The organism is Ornithinicoccus halotolerans, from assembly GCF_009602535.1.
GTDB classification, from domain to species: Bacteria; Actinomycetota; Actinomycetes; order Actinomycetales; family Dermatophilaceae; genus Ornithinicoccus; species Ornithinicoccus halotolerans.
The window spans coordinates 21,212-39,301 of sequence record NZ_WIQI01000019.1 but is presented as its reverse complement, the minus strand read 5'-3'; the positions used below and the strand labels follow the sequence as shown (position 1 = coordinate 39,301).

Sequence of the window (18,090 nt, the reverse complement as noted above, 5' to 3'; positions counted from 1 at the left end):
TGGCCGGTGAGGTCGTGCTGGTCACCAAGCTGGCGCACGCGGAGACGTCGGACACGCTGTCGTCGATGGCCCGGCCGGCACTGGTGGAGCCGTGGGTGCTGCCGGAGCCGCTGCTCCCGGTGGCGGTGCACGCGGCGGCGGCGGGTGAGGAGGACAAGCTGGCACCGGCGCTGCAGCGGCTGGTCTCCGAGGACGTCACCGTCCGGCTGGAGCAGAACCCCGACACCCACCAGGTGGTGCTGTGGACGCTGGGCACCGCGCACGTGGAGGACCTGCTGGCGCGGCTGCGGGAGCGCCACCACGTGGAGGTGGAGGTCGAGGAGGTCCGGACCTCGCTGCGGGAGACGTTCGTGCAGAAGGTCGCGGCGCAGGGACGGCTGGTGAAGCAGAGCGGCGGGCACGGCCAGTACGCCGTCGTGCAGCTGCAGCTCGAGCCGCTCGAGCGCGGGGCGGGGATCGAGTTCGTCGACGAGGTCGTCGGCGGAGCCGTCCCCCGGCAGTACATCCCGGCGGTCGAGAAGGGCGTCAGCCAGCAGCTGGCAGACGGTGTCCTGGCCGGCTACCCGGTGGTCGACGTGCGGGTGCGCCTGGTCGACGGCAAGGCCCACTCGGTGGACTCCTCGGAGCTGGCGTTCCAGACGGCCGCGGCGATGGCGCTGCGCGAGGCCGCCAACGACGCCACCGTGTCGCTGCTGGAGCCGATCGACCGCATCGAGGTCACCGTCGCCGACGACGCCGTCGGCGCGGTGATGGCCGACCTGCGGGGCCGGCGGGCACAGGTGCACGGCACCCAGGCCGCCAAGCTCGAGGGGCACACCGTGGTCGTGGCGGAGGTGCCGGCGCACGAGCTGTCGCGGTATCCCATCGACCTGCGGTCGGTGTCCCACGGCACGGGCAGCTTCACCCGCGAGTTCGTCCGCTACGACTTCATGCCGCCGCAACTGGCTCAGCAGCTGATGGCGTCCGGGTGATCCCGCCGGCGTGAGGGCGTCGAGGGTGCCACGGGCGCCGGGGAAGGACTCGGACCCGATCCGTGTTGCCCGACCATGCGCATCGCCATCTTCGGAGGACACGGCAAGATCGCCCGCAGGCTCGAGCCGCTGCTGGTGCAGGACGGGCACGAGGTCGACGCGATCATCCGCAACCCGGCCCACGAGGACGAGGTCGCCCAGACCGGCGCCCGCCCGGTGCTGGCCGATGTCGAGCAGCTGGACATCGACGGCGTCGTCCGACTGCTGGAGGGCGTCATTGTGGCCATCTGGTCCGCCGGCGCGGGCGGCGGCAACCCGCAGCGGACCTATGCGGTGGACCGCGACGCCGCCATCCGGTCCATGGACGCGGCCGCGCAGGCCGGGGTGAGCCGCTACCTGATGGTGTCCTACTTCGGCGCGGGGCCGGACCACGGCGTGCCCGAGGACGCCGCGTTCTTCCCCTACGCCGACGCCAAGGCCGCCGCCGACGCCCACCTGCGGGAGAGCGGGCTGGCCTGGACGATCCTCGCCCCGAGCCGGCTGACGACGGAGGAGCCGACCGGCCGGATCGAGGTGCCGGGCGTCTCCGAGGGGGTCGACAAGGGTGAGGTGTCGCGCGCCGACGTCGCGGAGGTGATCCGCCAGACGGTGGCGCGACCCGGGCTGGCCGGCGTGACCGTCGAGTTCAACAACGGTGCGACGCCGATCGAGGAGGCGCTGGACGCCGTCCAGCGCTGAGGCCACCAGCGAGGCCGACCGGTCGCCGCCGGGCGCTCCGGTGGGGGCCGGCGCCTACTGCGGGGACGTCTGCTGGGCTGCGACCACCGGGGCGGAGGGCCGGCTCCGCCGCAGCCCGCGGCGACGGGCCGGGGAGCCCGCCGGTCGGGAGTCGCCGACCGGGCTGCGCTCGTCCAGCTTGACCGCCACCACGCCGGCGAGGATCAGCGCGCCGCCGGCCAGCTGGACCGGTGCCGGCACCTCGCCGAGCAGCAGCCAGGCGAACAGCACCGCGGCCAGCACCTCGGTCAGCCCGACGAACGAGGCGAGCTTGGAGCCGAGGCGGCGCGTCGCCGCCACCCCGGCTGCGTAGGCCAGCGCCCCGGTGACGACGCCGAGCACGGCCACCGCCACCCAGGCCGGGACCAGCACGCCGGCGAGCCCGACCGTCACGGCCGGGGAACGCATCGGGAGGATGCCGAGGGCGCCGGCGGTGAGGAGGGCGGCTGCACCCACGGCCAGGCCGAACGAGGCGACCACGAGCGGCGGCAGCCCCGTGCTCTCGTCCGCCGACACGATGAAGAAGGTGGCCAGGCCCGCGGCCGCACCCAGGCCCCACAGCACGCCGACCGGGTCCACCTGGACCGCGCCGAACACGTCGAGCACCAGCAGCAGCCCGGCAACGGCCAGGCCGACGCCGGCCAGCGTGAGCGGCCTCGGTCGCTGGTGGTGCCGCAGCCACAGCCACCCGACGACGAGCACGATGCCGAGGTACTCCAGCAACATCCCGACCCCGACGCTCACGCGCTCGATCGCGAAGAAGTAGGACAGCTGGCAGAACGCCACCGCCATCAGCCCGAACGCGGCTACGCTCGTCCAGCCGCGCCGCAGGAGGCTCCAGTGGCCGCGCATCTGGTAGCAGGCCGGGAGGGCCAGGATCAGCGCCGCGACCCCGACCCGCCAGGTGACGGCCGCCGCCGGGGTCCATCCCGACTCGAGCAGTCCCTTGGCCAGCGCGCCGGAGGACCCGAACGAGACCGCGGCGACCAGACCGAGCGCCAGCCCGGTGACGATGCGGCGCTCCATGGCGTCCTCCCACTCCTCGTACTCTGGTGGCAGGCGCACCCGCCGGCGTCATAAGCAAATTGCAGTACGCTAATGACGCTACCCCCGCCGACGTCAGGAGTCAAGGTGCATTTCGCTCATGACACCGAGGTGGTCCTGCTGAGTGCCGCCGCCCTCGTCAACAGCGTCGGCGGCGGTGACGACACCGACGAGCTGGACTCCGTGGCGGCCCTGGACGACTTCGTGGCCGAGTGGGAGTTCACCGGTAGCCGCACCCACGACGAGGCCGAGCTGGCCGCCGTCCGCCGGCTGCGCCCGCGGCTGCGCGGCATCTGGACCTCCGACGAGGAGACCATGGTCGGCCTGGTCAACGAGCTGCTGCGCGAGCACCAGGCGCTGCCGCAGCTGGTGCGGCACGACTCCTTCAGCTGGCACATCCACGCCGTGAGCTCGGAGGAGCCGCTGGCGACCCGGATGGCGGTCGAGACCGCGATGGCGCTCGTCGACGTGATCCGGCTCGGGGAGACCGAACGGTTGCACAGCTGTGATGCCCCCGACTGCGACGACGTCCTCGTCGACCTCTCCCGCAACCGGTCCCGCCGCTACTGCGGTGCTGGCTGCGGCAACCGGATGGCCGCGCAGGCCTACCGGGCCCGGCAGGCGGGCGAGAGCGCCTGAGGGCCGGCCGGACGCGGCGGCTACCCTGCCGCTCGTGACCGACGCGCGCGAGCCCCACGACCTGCACCCGGCGACCCGGACCGTGGCGGCGGGCCGGCCCGACCGGCAGCCCGGCGCCCCGGTGAACCCGCCGCTGGTCTTCACCAGCACCTACATCGCCGACGGCCCGGTCGACTACGCCCGCGTCAGCAACCCCACGTGGGAGCCGCTGGAGGAGACGCTCGGGTCGCTGGAGGGCGGGCGGGCGCTGGCGTTCGGGTCCGGCCTGGCGGCGGTGGCGGCCGTGCTCGCCCTGGTCCCGCACGGTGGCGTGGTGGTGGCGCCGCGGCACGCCTACAGCGGGACGTTGGCCAACCTCGCCGAGCGGGAGGCCGCCGGGGGCGTCCAGGTGCGCCGGGTCGACATCGCCGACGCCGACCAGGTCGAGGCGGCGCTGGAGGGGGCCGACCTGTTGCTGCTCGAGACCGCCACCAACCCGATGCTGGAGGTGCCGGACCTGCCGCGGCTGGCCGCCGCTGCGCGCGCGGCGGGGACGCTCACCGTCTGCGACAACACGTTCGCCACACCGCTGCTGCGGCAACCCCTCGCCGACGGGGTCGACGTGGTCCTGCACTCGGTGACCAAGTACCTCGCCGGGCACTCCGACCTGGTGCTCGGCGCGACCGTCACCGCCGACACGGAGCAGGGGCGGGAGCTGCACGAGCGGCTGCACCGGCACCGCACCCTGGCTGGCGCCATCCCCGGGCCGATGGAGGCCTGGCTGGCGCTGCGAGGCATGCGCACGCTCGACGTCCGGCTCGAGCGGGCCGGCCGGACCGCAGCGCTGATCGCCGAGCGTGCCGCCGGCCACCCCGCCGTCACGAAGGTGCGCTACCCCGGGTGGGGAGCGATCGTCGCGATCGAGGTGGACGGCGCCGAGGCGGGCGAACGCGTGGCCGGGGCGGTGCGGGTCTGGACCCACTCGACCAGCCTCGGCGGGGTGGAGTCGCAGCTGGAGCGCCGTCGCCGCCACGCGGCCGAGGCGGACACGGTGCCGGAGGGGCTGCTCCGGCTGTCGGTCGGCATCGAGCACGCCGAGGACCTGTGGGCCGACCTGGCGCAGGCGCTCGACGCCGCGAGCGCTTCCCGCGGCTAGGGCGTGCCGCCGCGGCGGCGGGGTGGCAGCCGGATCCGCGCCAGGTCCCCGGCGAGCGGGCGTCTGGAAGACGGTGCCCAGGAGCACCAGCCCACGCACCGAGCTACCCGTAGCATCGAGGGTCATGACCACCTATGCCGTGCGCTACGAGTACTCCGACGACACCGAGACCCGGATGGAGCACCGTCCGGCGCACCGGGAGTTCCTCACCGGGCTGGGGGAGGAGGGCACCCTGGTCGCGGCCGGCGCCTTCCAGGACGACGGTGAGCCGGCCGCGCTGCTGATCATGCGCGGCGGGAGTGCCGACGAGGTCCGCGAGCTGCTGCGCGAGGACCCGTTCCAGCAGCAGGGCCTGGTCACCGCGGTCGAGGTGCGGCAGTGGGAGCCGCCGCTCGGCCCCATGGCCGAGGCGCTGCGCGGCGACTGAGCCGCTACCGGTCCTGGTCGGGGGTGACGTAGGTCCCCTGCGTGCCGGTCGCGAGGTCGACGGCGTGCGCGAGGCTGCCGATCGCTGCGGCCCTGCCGCTGCTCTCGACGAACCGGCACACCGCCTCCACCTTCGGCCCCATCGAGCCGGCCGGGAAGTCCATCGCGCGTAGCTGCCCGGGCGTCGTGTGCCGGATGGGCGTCGCCTCCGGCGTGCCGTAGCCGGCCACGACCGCCGCCACGTCGGTGAGCACGAGCAGCCGGTCGGCCTTCAGCCGCTGGGCGAGCAGCGCCGCGGACAGGTCCTTGTCGATGACCGCCTCGACGCCCCGCAGGTCACCGGTGCCGGTGCGCACGACCGGCACGCCGCCGCCGCCGGCGCAGACGACGATGATCGACTCGTCGAGCAGGTGGTCGATCAGCTTGGTCTCGATGATCTCCCGCGGCCGCGGAGAGGCCACCACCCGGCGCCACTGGTCGCCGTCCCGGCGCACCTGCCAGCCGTGCCGGTCGGCGAGCGTGCGTGCGTCCTCCTCGGAGAAGGACTCCCCGACGAACTTGGTCGGGTCCTCGAACGCCGGGTCCTCGGCGTCCACCAGGGTCTGGTTGATGATCGAGGCGAACTGCCGGTAGGGGCGCTCGTTGCCCATCGCCTGCAGGATCCAGTAGCCGATCAGCCCCTGCGTCATCGCCCCCAGCGCGTCGAACGGGTAGGACCGCGTCAGCCGCGGGTCGGCGGCGCTCTCCATCGCCAGCACGCCCACCTGCGGGCCGTTGCCGTGGGTGATGACCACCTCGTGGTCGTCGGTCAGCGGGGCGAGCGCACGGGCCGCCGCCCGGATGTTCTCCACCTGGGCGTCGGCGTCGGGCACCTGCCCGCGCCGCAGCAGGGCGTTGCCTCCCAGCGCCACCACGATGCGCACGTCCGGCTCTCCTCTCCCTCGGCGAGGAGGCCAGTATGCAGCCCGCTGGCCAGGGACCCCCCGGAGCCGCCCCTGAGCGCGACCCGGACGCGACCCTGGAACCGGCCGCCACGGCGGTGACCAGGGGCGATGGTGGACAGGCAGTCGTCCCACGCCGCTACGGAGGCATCGCCGTGACCACCCCCACCCGTCCCCCCTACCCGCCGGTCCCACCCGCCCCGCGCCGCCGCCGGCGCTCCCCGGCCCGTGTCCTGCTCGCGGTCACCGCCGCGGTCGTCGGGTTCGTGCTGCTCCTCGTGGGTGGCGGCCTGGCGGTGGCCTGGTTCGCGCTGCGGCCGATCGACACCGTCGGCGAGGTCGAGTTCGACCGGGCCCTGGCCGTCCCGCCGCTGGCCGAGTCGCGGGTCGACGAGCAGGGCCGGCGGGTGTTCTCGCTCACCGCCCAGGAGGGCCGCTCCGACCTCGGTGGGTCCGGCACCGCCGCAACCTGGGGCTTCAACGGCGCCCACCTCGGTCCCACCCTGCGCGCCGGCCGCGGCGAGCAGGTGAGGGTCGAGGTCGACAACGAGCTGCCGAAGACCACCTCGGTGCACTGGCACGGCATGCACCTGCCGGCGGCGATGGACGGCGGGCCCCACCAGCCGGTCGAGCCCGGCGGCACCTGGACCCCGGAGTGGACGGTCGACCAGCCGGCCGCCACGCTCTGGTACCACCCCCACCCGCACGGGGAGACGGCCGACCACGTGGCGCGCGGGCTGGCCGGGATGTTCATCCTCGACGACCCCGTGGAGCAGGCACTGGACCTGCCCCGCGAGTACGGGGTCGACGACGTGCCGGTGATCGTGCAGGACGTCTCCCTGGAGGACTCCGGCCGGCTGGAGGAGGGGCGGGACCGGGGCAGCACCGTGCTGGTCAACGGGACGGTGGGCCCCTACCTGGAGGTGACCACCGAGCGGGTGCGGCTGCGGCTGCTCAACGCCTCGATCCACCGCACCTACGCGTTCGGGCTCGACGACGGGTCGCCCCTGGTGCAGATCGCCAGCGACGGCGGGCTGCTGCCGGAGCCGCACCGGACCGACGCGGTGCTGCTCTCCCCGGGCGAGCGGGCCGAGGTGGTCGTCACCATGCAGCCCGGGGAGACCCGGGTGCTGCGCAGCCAGCCGGGCCACGTCAGCGGAGGCGGGCTCAGCGACCGGCAGGTCGGCGGTGCGGACCGGCTGGACGTCATGCAGCTGCGGGCGGCCGCGGAGCTGCAGCCCTCCCCGGAGGTGCCCGACCCGCTGGTGCCCGACATCGCTGACCACGCCGGGGACGAGGCCGACGCCGTGCGGACGCGCTCGTTCGAGCTGCAGGGCCGGCAGATCAACGGCAAGCGGATGGACATGGAGCGCATCGACGAGGTGGTCGGGCTGGGGGACACCGAGGTCTGGGAGGTCCGCAACGCCGGCGGTGAGCCGCACAGCTTCCACGTCCACGACGTGCAGTTCCACGTGCTCGGGGTCGACGGGCGCGAGCCCGGGCCGGGGCTGGCCGGCTTGAAGGACACCGTGCTGCTGGCGCCGGGAAGCACGATGCGGCTCCTGATGACCTTCCGCGACCACGCGGGACCGGCCGGGGACACCTCGGTCCCGTACATGTACCACTGCCACCTGCTCCGCCACGAGGACGAGGGCATGATGGGCCAGTTCGTCGTGGCCGAGGACGGGGAGCTGGCGGGCCCCGGAACGGGCGGGGCGGCCGGAGCCGCCACCGGGCACGGCCAGCACGGCCGGCACGACCACTGAGACGATGGCCGGGTGCGCGCCTTCCTCGCGATCGTCCCGCCGCAGGAGGTCGTGGCCGAGGTGGAGCAGTTCCTCCGGCCGCGGCGTGACTCCGACCAGCAGCACCACCGCGACTGGCGGTGGACGCTGCCCGAGCAGCTGCACGTGACGCTGGTGTTCCTTCCCGAGCTGACCGAGACCGCCGCGGACCAGCTGCTGGAGGCCGGCTCGGTGTGGGCCGCCCGGCGCGAGCCGCTCCCGGTGCGGGTGCAGGGTGCCGGGGCGTTCCCGGCGCCGGACCGGGCGCGCGTGCTCTGGCTCGGCGTCGGTCCGGAGGACACCGCCGCCGAGCTGCGGCGGTGGGCCCGGGCGCTGCGCGACGCGGCCGGCCATGCCGGCGCCGTGGTCGGGGGCACGCCGTTCTCGCCGCACCTGACGGTGGCACGGTCGGGTCGCCCCAAACGGGCCGGTCGGTGGGTGCAGACACTGGACACGGTCGACGGGCCGGAGTTCACCGTGTCGGAGGTCGTCCTGGTGGAGTCCCATCTGGGTGAGGGCCCGGGGCGCCGGCCGCGGTACGAGGTGCGGGCGCGGCTGCCGCTCGGCGGGGCGGGCCCGCCCTGAGGCCGTGGTCCGGGCTCAGCCTGCGTCCTCGTCCTCCCAGTCCTCCGGGTCGACCTGGCCGACCTGCTCGGTGCTGACGCCCGCGTCCGGGCCGCAGCTGCGCGGCTCCTCCTGCTCGGGATCCAGCGGCGGGGCCGGCTCCTGGGCGATCGTCGAGCCGTTGATGACGCTGACGTTGTCGAACTGGGGCCGGCCGGAGACCAGGTTGCGGTAGGTGTAGCGGGTGACCGACTGCACCGAGCAGTCCTCCCCGAACGCCAGGATGTCGAAGGCGTAGGGCTGCCCGACCAGCTCACCGGCCAGCTCCTCGTCCTCCTCGTCGGTGCCGGGGGCCTGGAAGTGGTTGACCAGGCCACCGCCGGTGAACGTCCCGATCTGCACCCGATTGTCGGCGAGGAGGGTGCTGTGCATGTGCCCGTTGAGCTTGACCTGACCGGACTCGAGCTCATCCAGCGCGTAGGGCTGGTGGGTCATCACGACGTCCGGGACCGGCCGGTCCCCGATCGCGGTGCGGTAGCGGCTCGCCGCGGCCTCCTGCTGCGCGGCGAAGTCCTCGTTGGCCTCACCGAAGTGCCGCCAGTCGTTGTAGCCGGAGAGGCGTACACCGTTGACGCTGGCCTCGACGTACTCGCCGGCGGTGGGCTCGAGCAGGATGACGTTCGGGATCTCGGACATCCGCCGCAGCAGTGCCTCGTCGTGGGGACTGACGGCGTCGTGGTTGCCGCGCACGAAGATGTAGGGGACCCCCAGGTCCTCGATGTCGGCGAAGATGCCGGACATCTCGCCCTCGGCGGTGCGGCCGAAGTTGAGCAGGTCACCGGTGTCGATGACGGCGGTGATGCCCTCGTCCTGGATGACCTGCTCCATCAGGGCGTAGTAGTTCATCCCGTGGATGTCGCTGACCAGCAGGAACCGGGCGGCGGTCGGGCCGGTGGCCTCCTCTGGGAGGAACTCGGCCTGCAGCGCGTCGGAGAGCGCCAGCAGGTTCTGCACGTAGGGGGTGGCCTGCTGGGCCTGGCCGCGGATGTCGGTGAACATCCCGGCGTTGCTGCGCACCGTGCCCAGCAGGCTGGTGGTGGTGAAGGTGACCAGGTTGCCCTGCCGGTAGGTGAGCAGCGCGGCGGTGCCGGGCACCGCGGCCGCGAGCACGGCGGCGCTGACGATCGTCGCCGCCGCCGGGTGCCAGGCCCACCGGGGCCGGCCGAGGTGCCAGAGCACGACCACGAGGCTGACCGTGGCCAGGGCACCGCCGCCGAACTTCCACATCAGCTCCTGCAGGCCGTCGCTCAGCGCCTCCCGCAGCTGCCCCTGGTCCGGGTAGAGGGCACCGATGTCCACCCGGCCGCGGGTGAAGACGTCGGTGATCTCCTCCTTGACCTGCACCTGGCTCTCGATGCCCGGGGCGGGGACGGGGCCACCGAACCGCAGGTCGATGTCGCCGAACACGGTCGGGTTGTGCACCGTCGAGGCCTTGAAGAACGACGGCGACACCCGCACCGCCGCGGAGAAGTGGTCGGTCTCGACGTGGATGGGCCACAGGCTGGTCGTCGCGACCCCACCCCCGTAACCGAGCACCGCCAGCAGCGCCGCGGCCAGCACGCCCCGCAGCGGGCGGCGGCCTGGCGTCCACCAGCGCGCCGACCAGGCGGAGAGCGCACCGGGCCGGGCCGCTCGGTTGGCCCCGTCCGGAGCCTGGTCCACGTCCGACATCGTTACGGATCCTAGGACGATCGGCAGGCCGGGATGTGGTTGGCTGGCCTCATGGGCAGTACGGGTCGCGGCGCGCGGAGGGTGGCGGTGACCTGCGCCGTCGCCATGCTGCTGGTAGCGTGCTCAGCTGACGAGGGGGAGCCGGACGGCCCGCCGGGGGCAGCCGACGACGAGGGCACGGCGACCGTGGAGCCGACCGGAGACGCCACCGAGCTGCCCGACCCGGTGCCGACCACCCTGCCGGGGCCCGACGAGGGCAGCGGCAGGGACGACGGCGAGGAGACCGCAGGGCCCGGCGCTCCGGGCGGCGACGCGGCGACCGAGACACCGGGCACGGAGCGCACCGTGCTCACCCGGCTGGAGTTCGAGATCCCCGCCGACTGGGAGGTCGAGGACATGGGTGAGGCCCAGGCGGCCGACCCCCAGCCCGGTGAGATCCCGCCGCACCAGTGGTGCCTGGTGCCTCCGGGCGACCTGGCACCCGTCGACGGCTGCGGCGGGGTGGTCGTCGCGATCGGCGGCGACTGGCTGCCGGGGGCCAGCGGGAGCCGCTACCAGCCCAACCAGGCCGGCGCCTGGTGGGCCGGCCAGGACGAGCCCGCCTGCCCGTTCGGGGAGGAGGCCGGTGGCCAGCGCGACGAGGACGCCGAGGGCGCCGAGGGCGAGGAGGGTGGCGCCGGCGAGGCCGCTGGCGAGGCCGCTAGCGGTGAGGACGGCGCCGGCGGCGCCGTCGACCCGGCCGTCACCGCCAACGACGGGTTGCCGCTGACCAGCCAGACCACGACGGTGGGGCCGCACGTGGCGCGCTACGAGACCTGGCGGGTGAGCTGCGAGCAGAGCGGGCAGACGCTGACCCCGCAGCTGTGGCACCTGCCCGAGCTCAACGTGCTGGTCAAGGACTACTACGGGCACCCGGACACCGTCGCCGTGCTGCACGGTCTGCAGCGGCCCTGACGTGGCGGGCACCGGGCGGCGGCGCTGGCTGCACGACGTGGCGTTGCGGGTGTTCCGGGGGCTCCCGGGCCCGATGAAGCGGGGCCTGGTCGCCGGCGCCACCCCGAACTACACGCTGGGCGCGGTGTGCGTGCTCGTCCATGACGAGCACGTGCTGCTGCTCGGCCAGCCGCACCGCCCGGGGCTGTCGTTGCCCGGCGGCCTGCTCGACCGAGGTGAGACCCCGGAGGCCGCCGTGGCGCGGGAGGTCGCCGAGGAGACCGGTCTGCGCGTCGACGCCGGGGACCCGGTCATGGTGGCGGTCCATCCCGACGGGCATGCGGTCGACGTGGTGTACCAGGTGCGGCTCCGGGAGCGGCCGGAGGTCCGCCTGGACAGCGAGGCGCGGACCGCCGCCTGGCGGCATCCCTCCGAGATCGACAAGGGCGAGGTGGACGCCACGACCCGGCGCATCCTGCGGGTGTGCGTGATCGAAGGGCACCAGCCCCGGGCCGGCGCGGTGCTACCGGCCGACGGCGGACACCCCTGACGCGGCCGAGCGGGGCGGCCTATGGTCCAGCTGCAGCGTCGGCTTGTAGTGCACCGCGAACAGGTGGCTGGCCAGCTCGCCGCGGGACCGGGTGCCGGTCTTCTCGAACAGTGCCTTGACGTGGTCGCGGACGGTGTGGGGTGAGATGACCAGCCGGGCGGCGATCTCGTCGGTGCCGCGACCCGCCACCACCTCCACCAGCACCTCCTCCTCGCGGGGGGACAAGTCGTAGCAGGCCACGACCATCGCCAGCACGTCGGCCGGCCGCGACTGCTCCAGCACCACGTGGGTCGCCACGACCGTCCCGCCGGCGTCACGGGCGCACTCGGCGCGGAGGGTGAGCCAGCCGTGCGTCGGGGAGGGGATGCGCACGACCGCCTCCGGCAGGTCGACGACGCCGTCCCCCGGACGACCGGCCCGAGCCTGGGCCTGGGCCTGGGCCTGGGCCAGGCTGGCCACCACGTGGAGCTCGCCGGGGGCCCCCCGCGGCACGGCGGCGGGCAGCAGAATATCCGCCACCGGGAGCATCGACAGGCCGTCCACCAGCTCCGCGGCGCGGTCGGTCATGGCGACGACGCGCCCCTGCTCGTCCAGCGTCACGACGCCACAGGGCTGGTCCGGACCGGCGGGACGCGCCAGCTCGCGCAGCGTGACCTCGCGCAGCCGCGTCGTCACCAGCCGGCTGCTGCCCGCCACCAGGGACAGCTCGGCGTCGGTGAAGTCGCCATCGCCCTCCGCGCGCAGCAGCGTCATCGCGCCCCAGCAGTGCCGTGCGGTGGAGAACGTCGCGCGCAGCTCGGGACCGAGGCCCAGCTCGCGGTTCACGGTGCGGGCGCGGGGACTCCGGTCCGGGCGGCCCCCGGTGGCCCGGTGCAGCGTCGTCACGTGGCCGCGCGGACCGGCCCGGTGCAGCGCGGCGACCTTGTTGACGTCGTGCTCGTGGAACTCGTTGTGCACGATTGGTGCGCAGCTGCTCCCGGGTACCCCTTCGGTGATGACGGCCCGGGAGTAGAGCGTGGTCTCCGGGTCCGTCCCGCTGATGTAGGCGGCGTCGAAGCGCACCAACCGGTGCAGGTGCTCCAGCGTGGCGTGCAGCACGCCCGCGACGGTGTCACTGCGGCGCAGGCCGGCAGCCGAGGCGCGGTCGTCACGCGACCGCCCGGGTGCGTGAGTCACGGTCACGGCGGCCAGAGTAGTGCTAAGCATCCTTGATCACCAGGGTCGGCGGCCGCGCGAATCCCCACATCGGGGGATTGCCGGCGCGGGGTGCTCCGGCGAGCGTGGAGGCGCGCGGGCACCGCCGTGCCCGGCAGGGAGAGGGAGACAGCCATGACCGAGGAACTCATCGCGCCGGTGGCGCCGGCCGGACCGCTCGGGCTGCGCCCGGGTGAGCCGGGTTACGCCGAGGCCTGCCTGGCCTGGAACCGGCACTACCGCCACGAGCCGGACGAGGTAGTGCTGGCCACCAGCATCGAGGACGTGGTGGCAGCGGTGCGGCGGGCCCGACGTGAGGGGCGCACCGTCGCGGTGCAGGCCACCGGTCACGGAGTCGGGCTCACCGCCGGGCCCGGGTCCACGCTGCTGGTCACCCAGGGGCTGGCGGGGCTCACCGTGGACCCGGTGGCGCGCACCGCCACGCTCGGCGCGGGACTGACCTGGGCGCCGGTGCTCGCTGAGGCCCAGCGCCACGGGCTCGCGCCGCTGCTCGGGTCGACGCCGCACGTGGGGGCGGTCGGGTACACCCTGGGCGGCGGGTTCGGCTGGCTGGGGCGCCGCGAGGGCTTCGCCGCCGACCGGGTGCGCTCGGTCACGGTGGTGCTGGCGGACGGCACGGTGGTGGAGGCCGGACCGGACCGGGAGCCCGAGCTGTTCTGGGCGCTGCGCGGCGGCGGTGCGGGCAGCCTGGGGGTCGTCGTCGAGATGACCGTGGACCTGGTGCCCGTCACCGACGTCTACGGGGGCAACCTGCTCTACCCGGTGGAGCAGGTGCGGGAGGTCTTCGGCCGCTACCGGGCGTGGTCGGAAGGCCTGCCGCCGGAGATGACGTCGGCCTTCACGGTCATGAACTTCCCGCCGCTGGACCTGGTGCCCGAGCCGGTGCGCGGCCGCTCGTTCGCGATCGTGCGCGGGTGCTACTCCGGCGACCTGGCCGACGGTGCCGCCCTGGTCGACGAGTGGCGGCGGTGGCGGCAGCCGGCGCTGGACATGTTCGGGCCGATGCCGTTCGCGCAGGTCGCCGAGATCTCCCAGGACCCGGTCGACCCGTTGCCGGCGCTCACCACCGGGTCCTGGCTGGGCGGGCTGGACGAGGAGGTGCTCGAGGGGATGCTGGCGGCCACGGCCGCCCCCGGGCCGGTGCTGTTCGCCGAGCTGCGCCACGGCGGCGGGGCGCTGGCCACGCCGGTCGCGGCGGGACCGGCTGGGGCGATCGCCCGCGGCGACGACTGGCTGCTGGAGACGGTCGCCCTGGTGACCGGCCCGGAGGCGGTGCCCGAGGCGGAGGCCCGGTTCGGCGGGCTCTGGCAGCGGCTGGAGGGGCAGACCAGCCGGCCCTACCTCAACTTCATCGAGGGACCCGGCCGGGTTGCGGCCTCCCGGGCAGCGTTCGAGCCGGCGGCCTGGGAGCGGTTGACCGCGGTCAAGCGGGCCGTCGACCCCGACCGGATGTTCAGCCACGGGGTGGACCTGGCCACCGGCTGAGAGCCGAAGGCGGCGGCCAGCGCAGCCAGCGCGGGTCGGTCAGAGGTACTGGCCGGTGCCCCTGCTGTCGTCCGGTCCGGGCATCGAGGGCTGCTGCGGCATGCCCTGCCCGCCCTGGGCCTGGGGGTGGCCGACCGGCAACGCCCGGCGCATCTGCTGCAGCTGAGCCTGGGCGGCCATCTGCTGGGCGACGATCGCGGTCTGGATCCCGTGGAAGAGTCCCTCCAGCCAGCCGACCAGCTGGGCCTGGGCGATCCGGAGCTCGGCCTCGGTGGGTGCGTCCTCGGTGAACGGCAGCGTGATCCGGTCCAGCTCCTCGACCAGCTCCTCCGACAGGCCGCGCTCGAGCTCGGTCAGCGAGCGCCGGTGGATCTCGGCCAGCCGCTGCCGGCCGGCCTCGTCCAGCGGCGCGTTGCGGACCTCCTCCAGCAGCTGCTTGATCATGGAGCCCAGTCGCATCACCTTGGCCGGCTCCTCCACCAGGTCGGTGGGCCGGCGCTGCTCCTCGTCCCCGTCCTCACCGGGCTTGCGGGCCACCCCCATGCCGCCCTCGGTCAGCACGACGACGCGCTCGCCCTCCGGCGACTGACCGCGCTGCTGCTGGGAGTCCTGCTCCGCTGGCTGCTGCTGTGGCTCCGTCATGGTCCCATCCTGCCTCGCTCGCGCGGTCCGGGCACGGGGACGACGCCGGTCGTGGGTGGCAGCACCGGTCACCGGACGTCGAGCAGGATCTTGCCGACGTGGCCGCCGGCCTCCATCAGCCGGTGCGCCTCGGCGACCTCGGCCAGCGGGAACCGGCTGTGCACGACCGGACCCACCCGCCCCTCGGCCAGCAGCGGCCAGACGTGCTCGCGCACGGCGGCCACGATGGTCGCCTTCTCCGCGCGGGGGCGGGCCCGCAGCGAGGTGGCGATGACCGCGCCGCGCTTCGCCAGCAGCCGGCCCAGGTCCAGCTCCCCGGTGCGGCCGCCCTGCAGCCCGATCACGACCAGCCGGCCGTTGGTGGCCAGGGCGCGCACGTTCCGGTCCAGGTACTTCGCGCCCACCACGTCGAGGATGACGTCGGCGCCGCGCCCGCCGGTCGCACCGCGGATCTCCTCGACGAAGTCCTGCTCACGGTAGTTGATGAGGGTCCCCGCGCCCAGCTCCTCACAGGCCCGCAGCTTCTCGGGCGTGCTCGCGGTGACGGCCACGTGGGCGCCGACCTCCCGGGCCAGCTGCACGGCCATGGTGCCGATACCGCTGGCGCCGCCGTGCACCAGCAACGTCTCGTCCGGCTGCAGGTTGGCGGTGAGGAACACGTTGCTCCACACCGTGCACACCACCTCGGGCAGCGCGGCGGCGTCGCGCAGGTCCACCGCGCCGGGCACCGGCAGCACCTGACCCGCCGGCGCGACCACCTGCTCGGCGTAGCCGCCACCGGCCAGCAGCGCGCACACCTCGTCACCGACCTGCCAGCCCTCGACGTCCTCGCCGAGGCCGGCGACCACTCCGCTGACCTCCAGCCCGGGCAGCTCGGACTCCCCTTCGGGCGGCGGGTAGTGGCCCATCCGCTGCACGACGTCGGCGCGGTTGACTCCCGCGGTGAGGACGTCGATCAGCAGCTCGCCCGGTCCGGGCGCGGGCGACTCGACGTCGGCCAGGGTGAGGGCCTCGGGCCCGCCGTGCTCGGGAAGCGTGATCGCCTTCATGGTCCCCACGCTAGGCGCGGCGGTCGGCCGAGGGCGACCGGCCGACCTGAGCCGGCGGGGGGCGGCCGTGCCCGAGGCGGGTGGACAGCTCCCGCGCGCAGCGGCGGACCGCCTGCACCAGGCGGGTCCTCTCGTGGTCGTCGACCTCCTCGACGGGGTAGGTGGTCGCCACCCCGGCGACCGGGTGGCCGGTGTGGTCGAGGGCCGGCGCGCCGACCGACGCGAGCCCGGGGGTGACCGAGCCGACCTCCTGGGCGTAGCCGTCGGCCCGTACCCGGCTCAGCAGCGGCCGCAACCGCGCCAGCGAGGTGGGGCCGGAACCGTGGCGCTGCACGAAGGCGTCCGGCTCCGGGTAGAGCGCCCGCACCTGAGGTGCGGGGAGCGCGGCGAGGATCGCCAGCCCGCTGGCGGTCAGCGTGGCCGGGAGCCGGACCCCCACGTCGGTGACCAGCGAGGGCCGGCCGGCGACACGCTCCTCCAGCAGGTAGAGCACGTCGCGCCCGTGCAGCACGACCAGGTGGGCGTTGTGGCCGGTGCGGTCGGCCAGCCGGGTCAGCAGCGGGCGCCCCAGCCGCTCCAGCGGCTGCTGCCGGGAGTAGGCCGACCCCAGCTCGTAGGCGGCGACCCCCAGCCCGTAGCGGCGCTCCTCCGGCAGGTGCACCACGAAGCCACGGTCGGCCAGCACGGTGAGCAGGTGGTAGGTGCTGGACCGCGGCAGCCCCAGCTCCCGGGCGATGGCGGCGGCCGGCATCGGGCCGGCGTGGCGGGCCAGCAGGGTGAGCACGGACAGGGCGTGCGCCGCGGCGGGTGCGTTGCGCCGCGGCCTGGCGCCGCCCGCGCTCACCGGGAGGCGTCGTCGGCGGGGGCTCCGCTGCTACCGCCCCGGCGGGCGTGGTCGAGCACCAGGTCGCGCGGGGCGTGGCAGGCCCACGCGCTGTGCAGGAGGTACTCCAGGTCCTCGTCGTCCAGGTCCACCAGCGGGACCACGATGCCGATCCGCTCGCCCCGCTGCCGCAGGTGCTCCGCCCGCGGGTGGGTCGCCACGGCGGCGTCGGCCATCCCCTGGTTGACCAGGAGCTCCACCCGGCTGTCGCGACAGAGCAGCGCGTAGGGTCTGCCCCGCACCGAGAACGCCGGCATGTCGACGTGGACGCCCTCCTCGGTCCCCGGCAGGGCCGTCGCGGCGGTGCGCAGCTCCTCGAGCGTGGCCATAGTTCCAGGGTATGAGGGTTTCCGGCCCCGCGGTAGGGCTACTACGGTCGGCAGATGAGCCGGACCGAGATCGACGCGTTCTGGGAGAACGCCCGGGTGCGGGCGGGCCTCAACCCGGCCCGCGCGCACCTCGGGCCCACGGTGACCGAGACGGTGCCGCCGCCGGCGTGGTGCTACGGGGACACCGCTGAGGAGGCCGACCGGTTCGTCGAGCTGGTGCTGGAGGGGCGGGCGTCGGCGCTGACGAGCGCGCGGTCGGACTTCGGCGACGAGGACGAGCTGCCGCAGCCGGGGGACCTGGCCATCCTGCTCGACAGCGCGGGCCGCCCCCGCGCGCTGCTGGCGACCACCGCGGTGCGGGTGGCCGCTGTCGGGGAGGTGGGCGCCGAGCACCTGACCGCCGAGGGGGTGGAGGCCCCCGACCTGCCCGCGTGGCGGGCGGGGCACGGCGAGGGGGTGAGGCTGGTCCTCGAGCGGTTCAGGGTGCTGGTGCCACCCGGGGTGGGAAGCCACCGGTCGCGATCGGTCCCCACCCGGTGATGGTGACCCGGATGAGGCACTTGCCCTGCCGCTGCATCGCCTCCCGGTACTCGTCCCAGTCGGGGTGCTCGCCGCTGATGGAGCGGAAGTACTCGACCAGCGGCTCCAGCGCCTCCGGCAGGTCCAGCACCTCGGCGGTGCCGTCCACCTGCACCCACGGGTCTCCGCCGCCGTCGGAGAGCACGCAGAGGCTCACCCGGGGGGCGCGCCGGGCGTTCCGGACCTTGGCGCGCTCCGGGTAGGAGCTGATGACCAGGCGCCCCTCGGGGTCCAGCCCGCAGGTGACCGGGGACAGCTGCGGCGCGCCGTTGCGGCGCACCGTCTGCAGCACGGCGAAGTGGCGGCTGCGCAGGAACTCCTCGAGCCCGGCACGGTCGACGCGGTCGGTGGTTGCGACTGCCATGGCGGCAGCGTAGCGGCAGACCCCCACCGCTACGTCTGGCACCTGAGAC

Annotated in this window: 19 protein-coding genes and 1 pseudogene; 11 read left to right on the top strand and 9 right to left on the bottom strand. The window is 74.6% G+C overall.

What is annotated here, in order from left to right; translation table 11 throughout:
- Positions 1 to 971 (top strand): annotated as a pseudogene (locus GFJ45_RS05975) (elongation factor G-like protein EF-G2); the annotation flags it as partial.
- 75 nt (positions 972 to 1,046) lie between these two features.
- Positions 1,047 to 1,709 (top strand): SDR family oxidoreductase, encoded by a 663-nt coding sequence (locus tag GFJ45_RS05970; protein ID WP_153395164.1) that lies wholly within the window; start codon positions 1,047 to 1,049, stop codon positions 1,707 to 1,709.
- A 54-nt stretch (positions 1,710 to 1,763) separates the two neighbouring features.
- Here the strand turns inward: GFJ45_RS05970 and GFJ45_RS05965 are convergent, their stop codons facing one another.
- On the bottom strand, positions 1,764 to 2,813 hold the full coding sequence (locus tag GFJ45_RS05965; protein WP_228386571.1) for an EamA family transporter: 1,050 nt from the start codon (positions 2,811 to 2,813) through the stop codon (positions 1,764 to 1,766).
- A gap of 66 nt (positions 2,814 to 2,879) precedes the next feature.
- Here GFJ45_RS05965 and GFJ45_RS05960 point away from each other — a divergent pair, with 66 nt between their 5' ends.
- The 3 genes from GFJ45_RS05960 (at position 2,880) to GFJ45_RS05950 (ending at position 4,993) form a co-directional block, all read left to right on the top strand.
- Positions 2,880 to 3,431, top strand: a complete 552-nt coding sequence (locus GFJ45_RS05960; protein WP_153395162.1) for a CGNR zinc finger domain-containing protein — start codon at positions 2,880 to 2,882, stop codon at positions 3,429 to 3,431.
- A 34-nt stretch (positions 3,432 to 3,465) separates the two neighbouring features.
- Positions 3,466 to 4,566 carry a trans-sulfuration enzyme family protein gene (locus GFJ45_RS05955; protein WP_153395160.1) on the top strand — a complete coding sequence of 367 codons (1,101 nt, stop codon included), beginning with the start codon at positions 3,466 to 3,468 and terminating at the stop codon, positions 4,564 to 4,566.
- A gap of 124 nt (positions 4,567 to 4,690) precedes the next feature.
- Positions 4,691 to 4,993 carry a YciI family protein gene (locus GFJ45_RS05950; protein ID WP_153395158.1) on the top strand — a complete coding sequence of 101 codons (303 nt, stop codon included), beginning with the start codon at positions 4,691 to 4,693 and terminating at the stop codon, positions 4,991 to 4,993.
- 4 nt (positions 4,994 to 4,997) lie between these two features.
- Here the strand turns inward: GFJ45_RS05950 and GFJ45_RS05945 are convergent, their stop codons facing one another.
- Positions 4,998 to 5,915, bottom strand: a complete 918-nt coding sequence (locus GFJ45_RS05945; protein ID WP_153395156.1) for a carbamate kinase — start codon at positions 5,913 to 5,915, stop codon at positions 4,998 to 5,000.
- A 173-nt stretch (positions 5,916 to 6,088) separates the two neighbouring features.
- Here GFJ45_RS05945 and GFJ45_RS05940 point away from each other — a divergent pair, with 173 nt between their 5' ends.
- Both GFJ45_RS05940 and thpR read left to right on the top strand, forming a co-directional pair.
- The gene (locus tag GFJ45_RS05940) at positions 6,089 to 7,699 is read left to right on the top strand and encodes a multicopper oxidase family protein (protein ID WP_228386570.1); all 1,611 of its coding nucleotides are present in this window, start codon (positions 6,089 to 6,091) and stop codon (positions 7,697 to 7,699) included.
- Between the two features lie 12 nt (positions 7,700 to 7,711).
- Complete coding sequence (thpR, locus tag GFJ45_RS05935; protein WP_153395152.1) at positions 7,712 to 8,302, top strand: RNA 2',3'-cyclic phosphodiesterase; 591 nt, start codon at positions 7,712 to 7,714, stop codon at positions 8,300 to 8,302.
- Positions 8,303 to 8,317: 15 nt separating this feature from the next.
- Here thpR and GFJ45_RS05930 read toward each other — a convergent pair whose 3' ends face one another.
- A complete protein-coding gene (locus tag GFJ45_RS05930) occupies positions 8,318 to 10,012 on the bottom strand; it encodes a metallophosphoesterase family protein (RefSeq protein WP_153395150.1) in 1,695 nt (564 codons plus the stop codon).
- An 87-nt stretch (positions 10,013 to 10,099) separates the two neighbouring features.
- Here GFJ45_RS05930 and GFJ45_RS05925 point away from each other — a divergent pair, with 87 nt between their 5' ends.
- The gene (locus GFJ45_RS05925) at positions 10,100 to 10,966 is read left to right on the top strand and encodes a hypothetical protein (protein WP_153395148.1); all 867 of its coding nucleotides are present in this window, start codon (positions 10,100 to 10,102) and stop codon (positions 10,964 to 10,966) included.
- Between the two features lies 1 nt (position 10,967).
- A complete protein-coding gene (locus tag GFJ45_RS05920) occupies positions 10,968 to 11,495 on the top strand; it encodes an NUDIX hydrolase (protein WP_228386569.1) in 528 nt (175 codons plus the stop codon).
- Here GFJ45_RS05920 and GFJ45_RS05915 read toward each other — a convergent pair.
- A complete protein-coding gene (locus tag GFJ45_RS05915) occupies positions 11,469 to 12,677 on the bottom strand; it encodes a helix-turn-helix transcriptional regulator (protein WP_194288539.1) in 1,209 nt (402 codons plus the stop codon). The genes GFJ45_RS05920 and GFJ45_RS05915 overlap by 27 nt on opposite strands.
- A gap of 147 nt (positions 12,678 to 12,824) precedes the next feature.
- Here GFJ45_RS05915 and GFJ45_RS05910 point away from each other — a divergent pair, with 147 nt between their 5' ends.
- Entirely contained in the window at positions 12,825 to 14,195 is a 1,371-nt protein-coding gene (locus GFJ45_RS05910; protein WP_153395144.1) for an FAD-binding oxidoreductase, read from the top strand.
- Between the two features lie 39 nt (positions 14,196 to 14,234).
- Here the strand turns inward: GFJ45_RS05910 and GFJ45_RS05905 are convergent, their stop codons facing one another.
- From GFJ45_RS05905 to GFJ45_RS05890, 4 genes are all read right to left on the bottom strand, one after another.
- Positions 14,235 to 14,837, bottom strand: a complete 603-nt coding sequence (locus GFJ45_RS05905) for a bacterial proteasome activator family protein (protein ID WP_153395142.1) — start codon at positions 14,835 to 14,837, stop codon at positions 14,235 to 14,237.
- A 68-nt stretch (positions 14,838 to 14,905) separates the two neighbouring features.
- The gene (locus GFJ45_RS05900; RefSeq protein WP_153395140.1) at positions 14,906 to 15,886 is read right to left on the bottom strand and encodes an NAD(P)H-quinone oxidoreductase; all 981 of its coding nucleotides are present in this window, start codon (positions 15,884 to 15,886) and stop codon (positions 14,906 to 14,908) included.
- Positions 15,887 to 15,896: 10 nt separating this feature from the next.
- The gene (locus GFJ45_RS05895) at positions 15,897 to 16,730 is read right to left on the bottom strand and encodes an IclR family transcriptional regulator (RefSeq protein ID WP_228386568.1); all 834 of its coding nucleotides are present in this window, start codon (positions 16,728 to 16,730) and stop codon (positions 15,897 to 15,899) included.
- Complete coding sequence (locus GFJ45_RS05890; protein ID WP_153395138.1) at positions 16,727 to 17,098, bottom strand: MmcQ/YjbR family DNA-binding protein; 372 nt, start codon at positions 17,096 to 17,098, stop codon at positions 16,727 to 16,729. The genes GFJ45_RS05895 and GFJ45_RS05890 overlap by 4 nt, the downstream gene beginning before the upstream one ends.
- Positions 17,099 to 17,152: 54 nt before the next feature.
- Between GFJ45_RS05890 and GFJ45_RS05885 the strand changes: the two genes are divergently transcribed.
- A complete protein-coding gene (locus GFJ45_RS05885; protein ID WP_153395136.1) occupies positions 17,153 to 17,638 on the top strand; it encodes an ASCH domain-containing protein in 486 nt (161 codons plus the stop codon).
- Here the strand turns inward: GFJ45_RS05885 and GFJ45_RS05880 are convergent.
- A complete protein-coding gene (locus tag GFJ45_RS05880) occupies positions 17,577 to 18,041 on the bottom strand; it encodes a PPOX class F420-dependent oxidoreductase (protein ID WP_153395134.1) in 465 nt (154 codons plus the stop codon). The two genes, GFJ45_RS05885 and GFJ45_RS05880, sit on opposite strands and share 62 nt — an antisense overlap.
- Between the last annotated feature and the right edge of the window lie 49 nt (positions 18,042 to 18,090).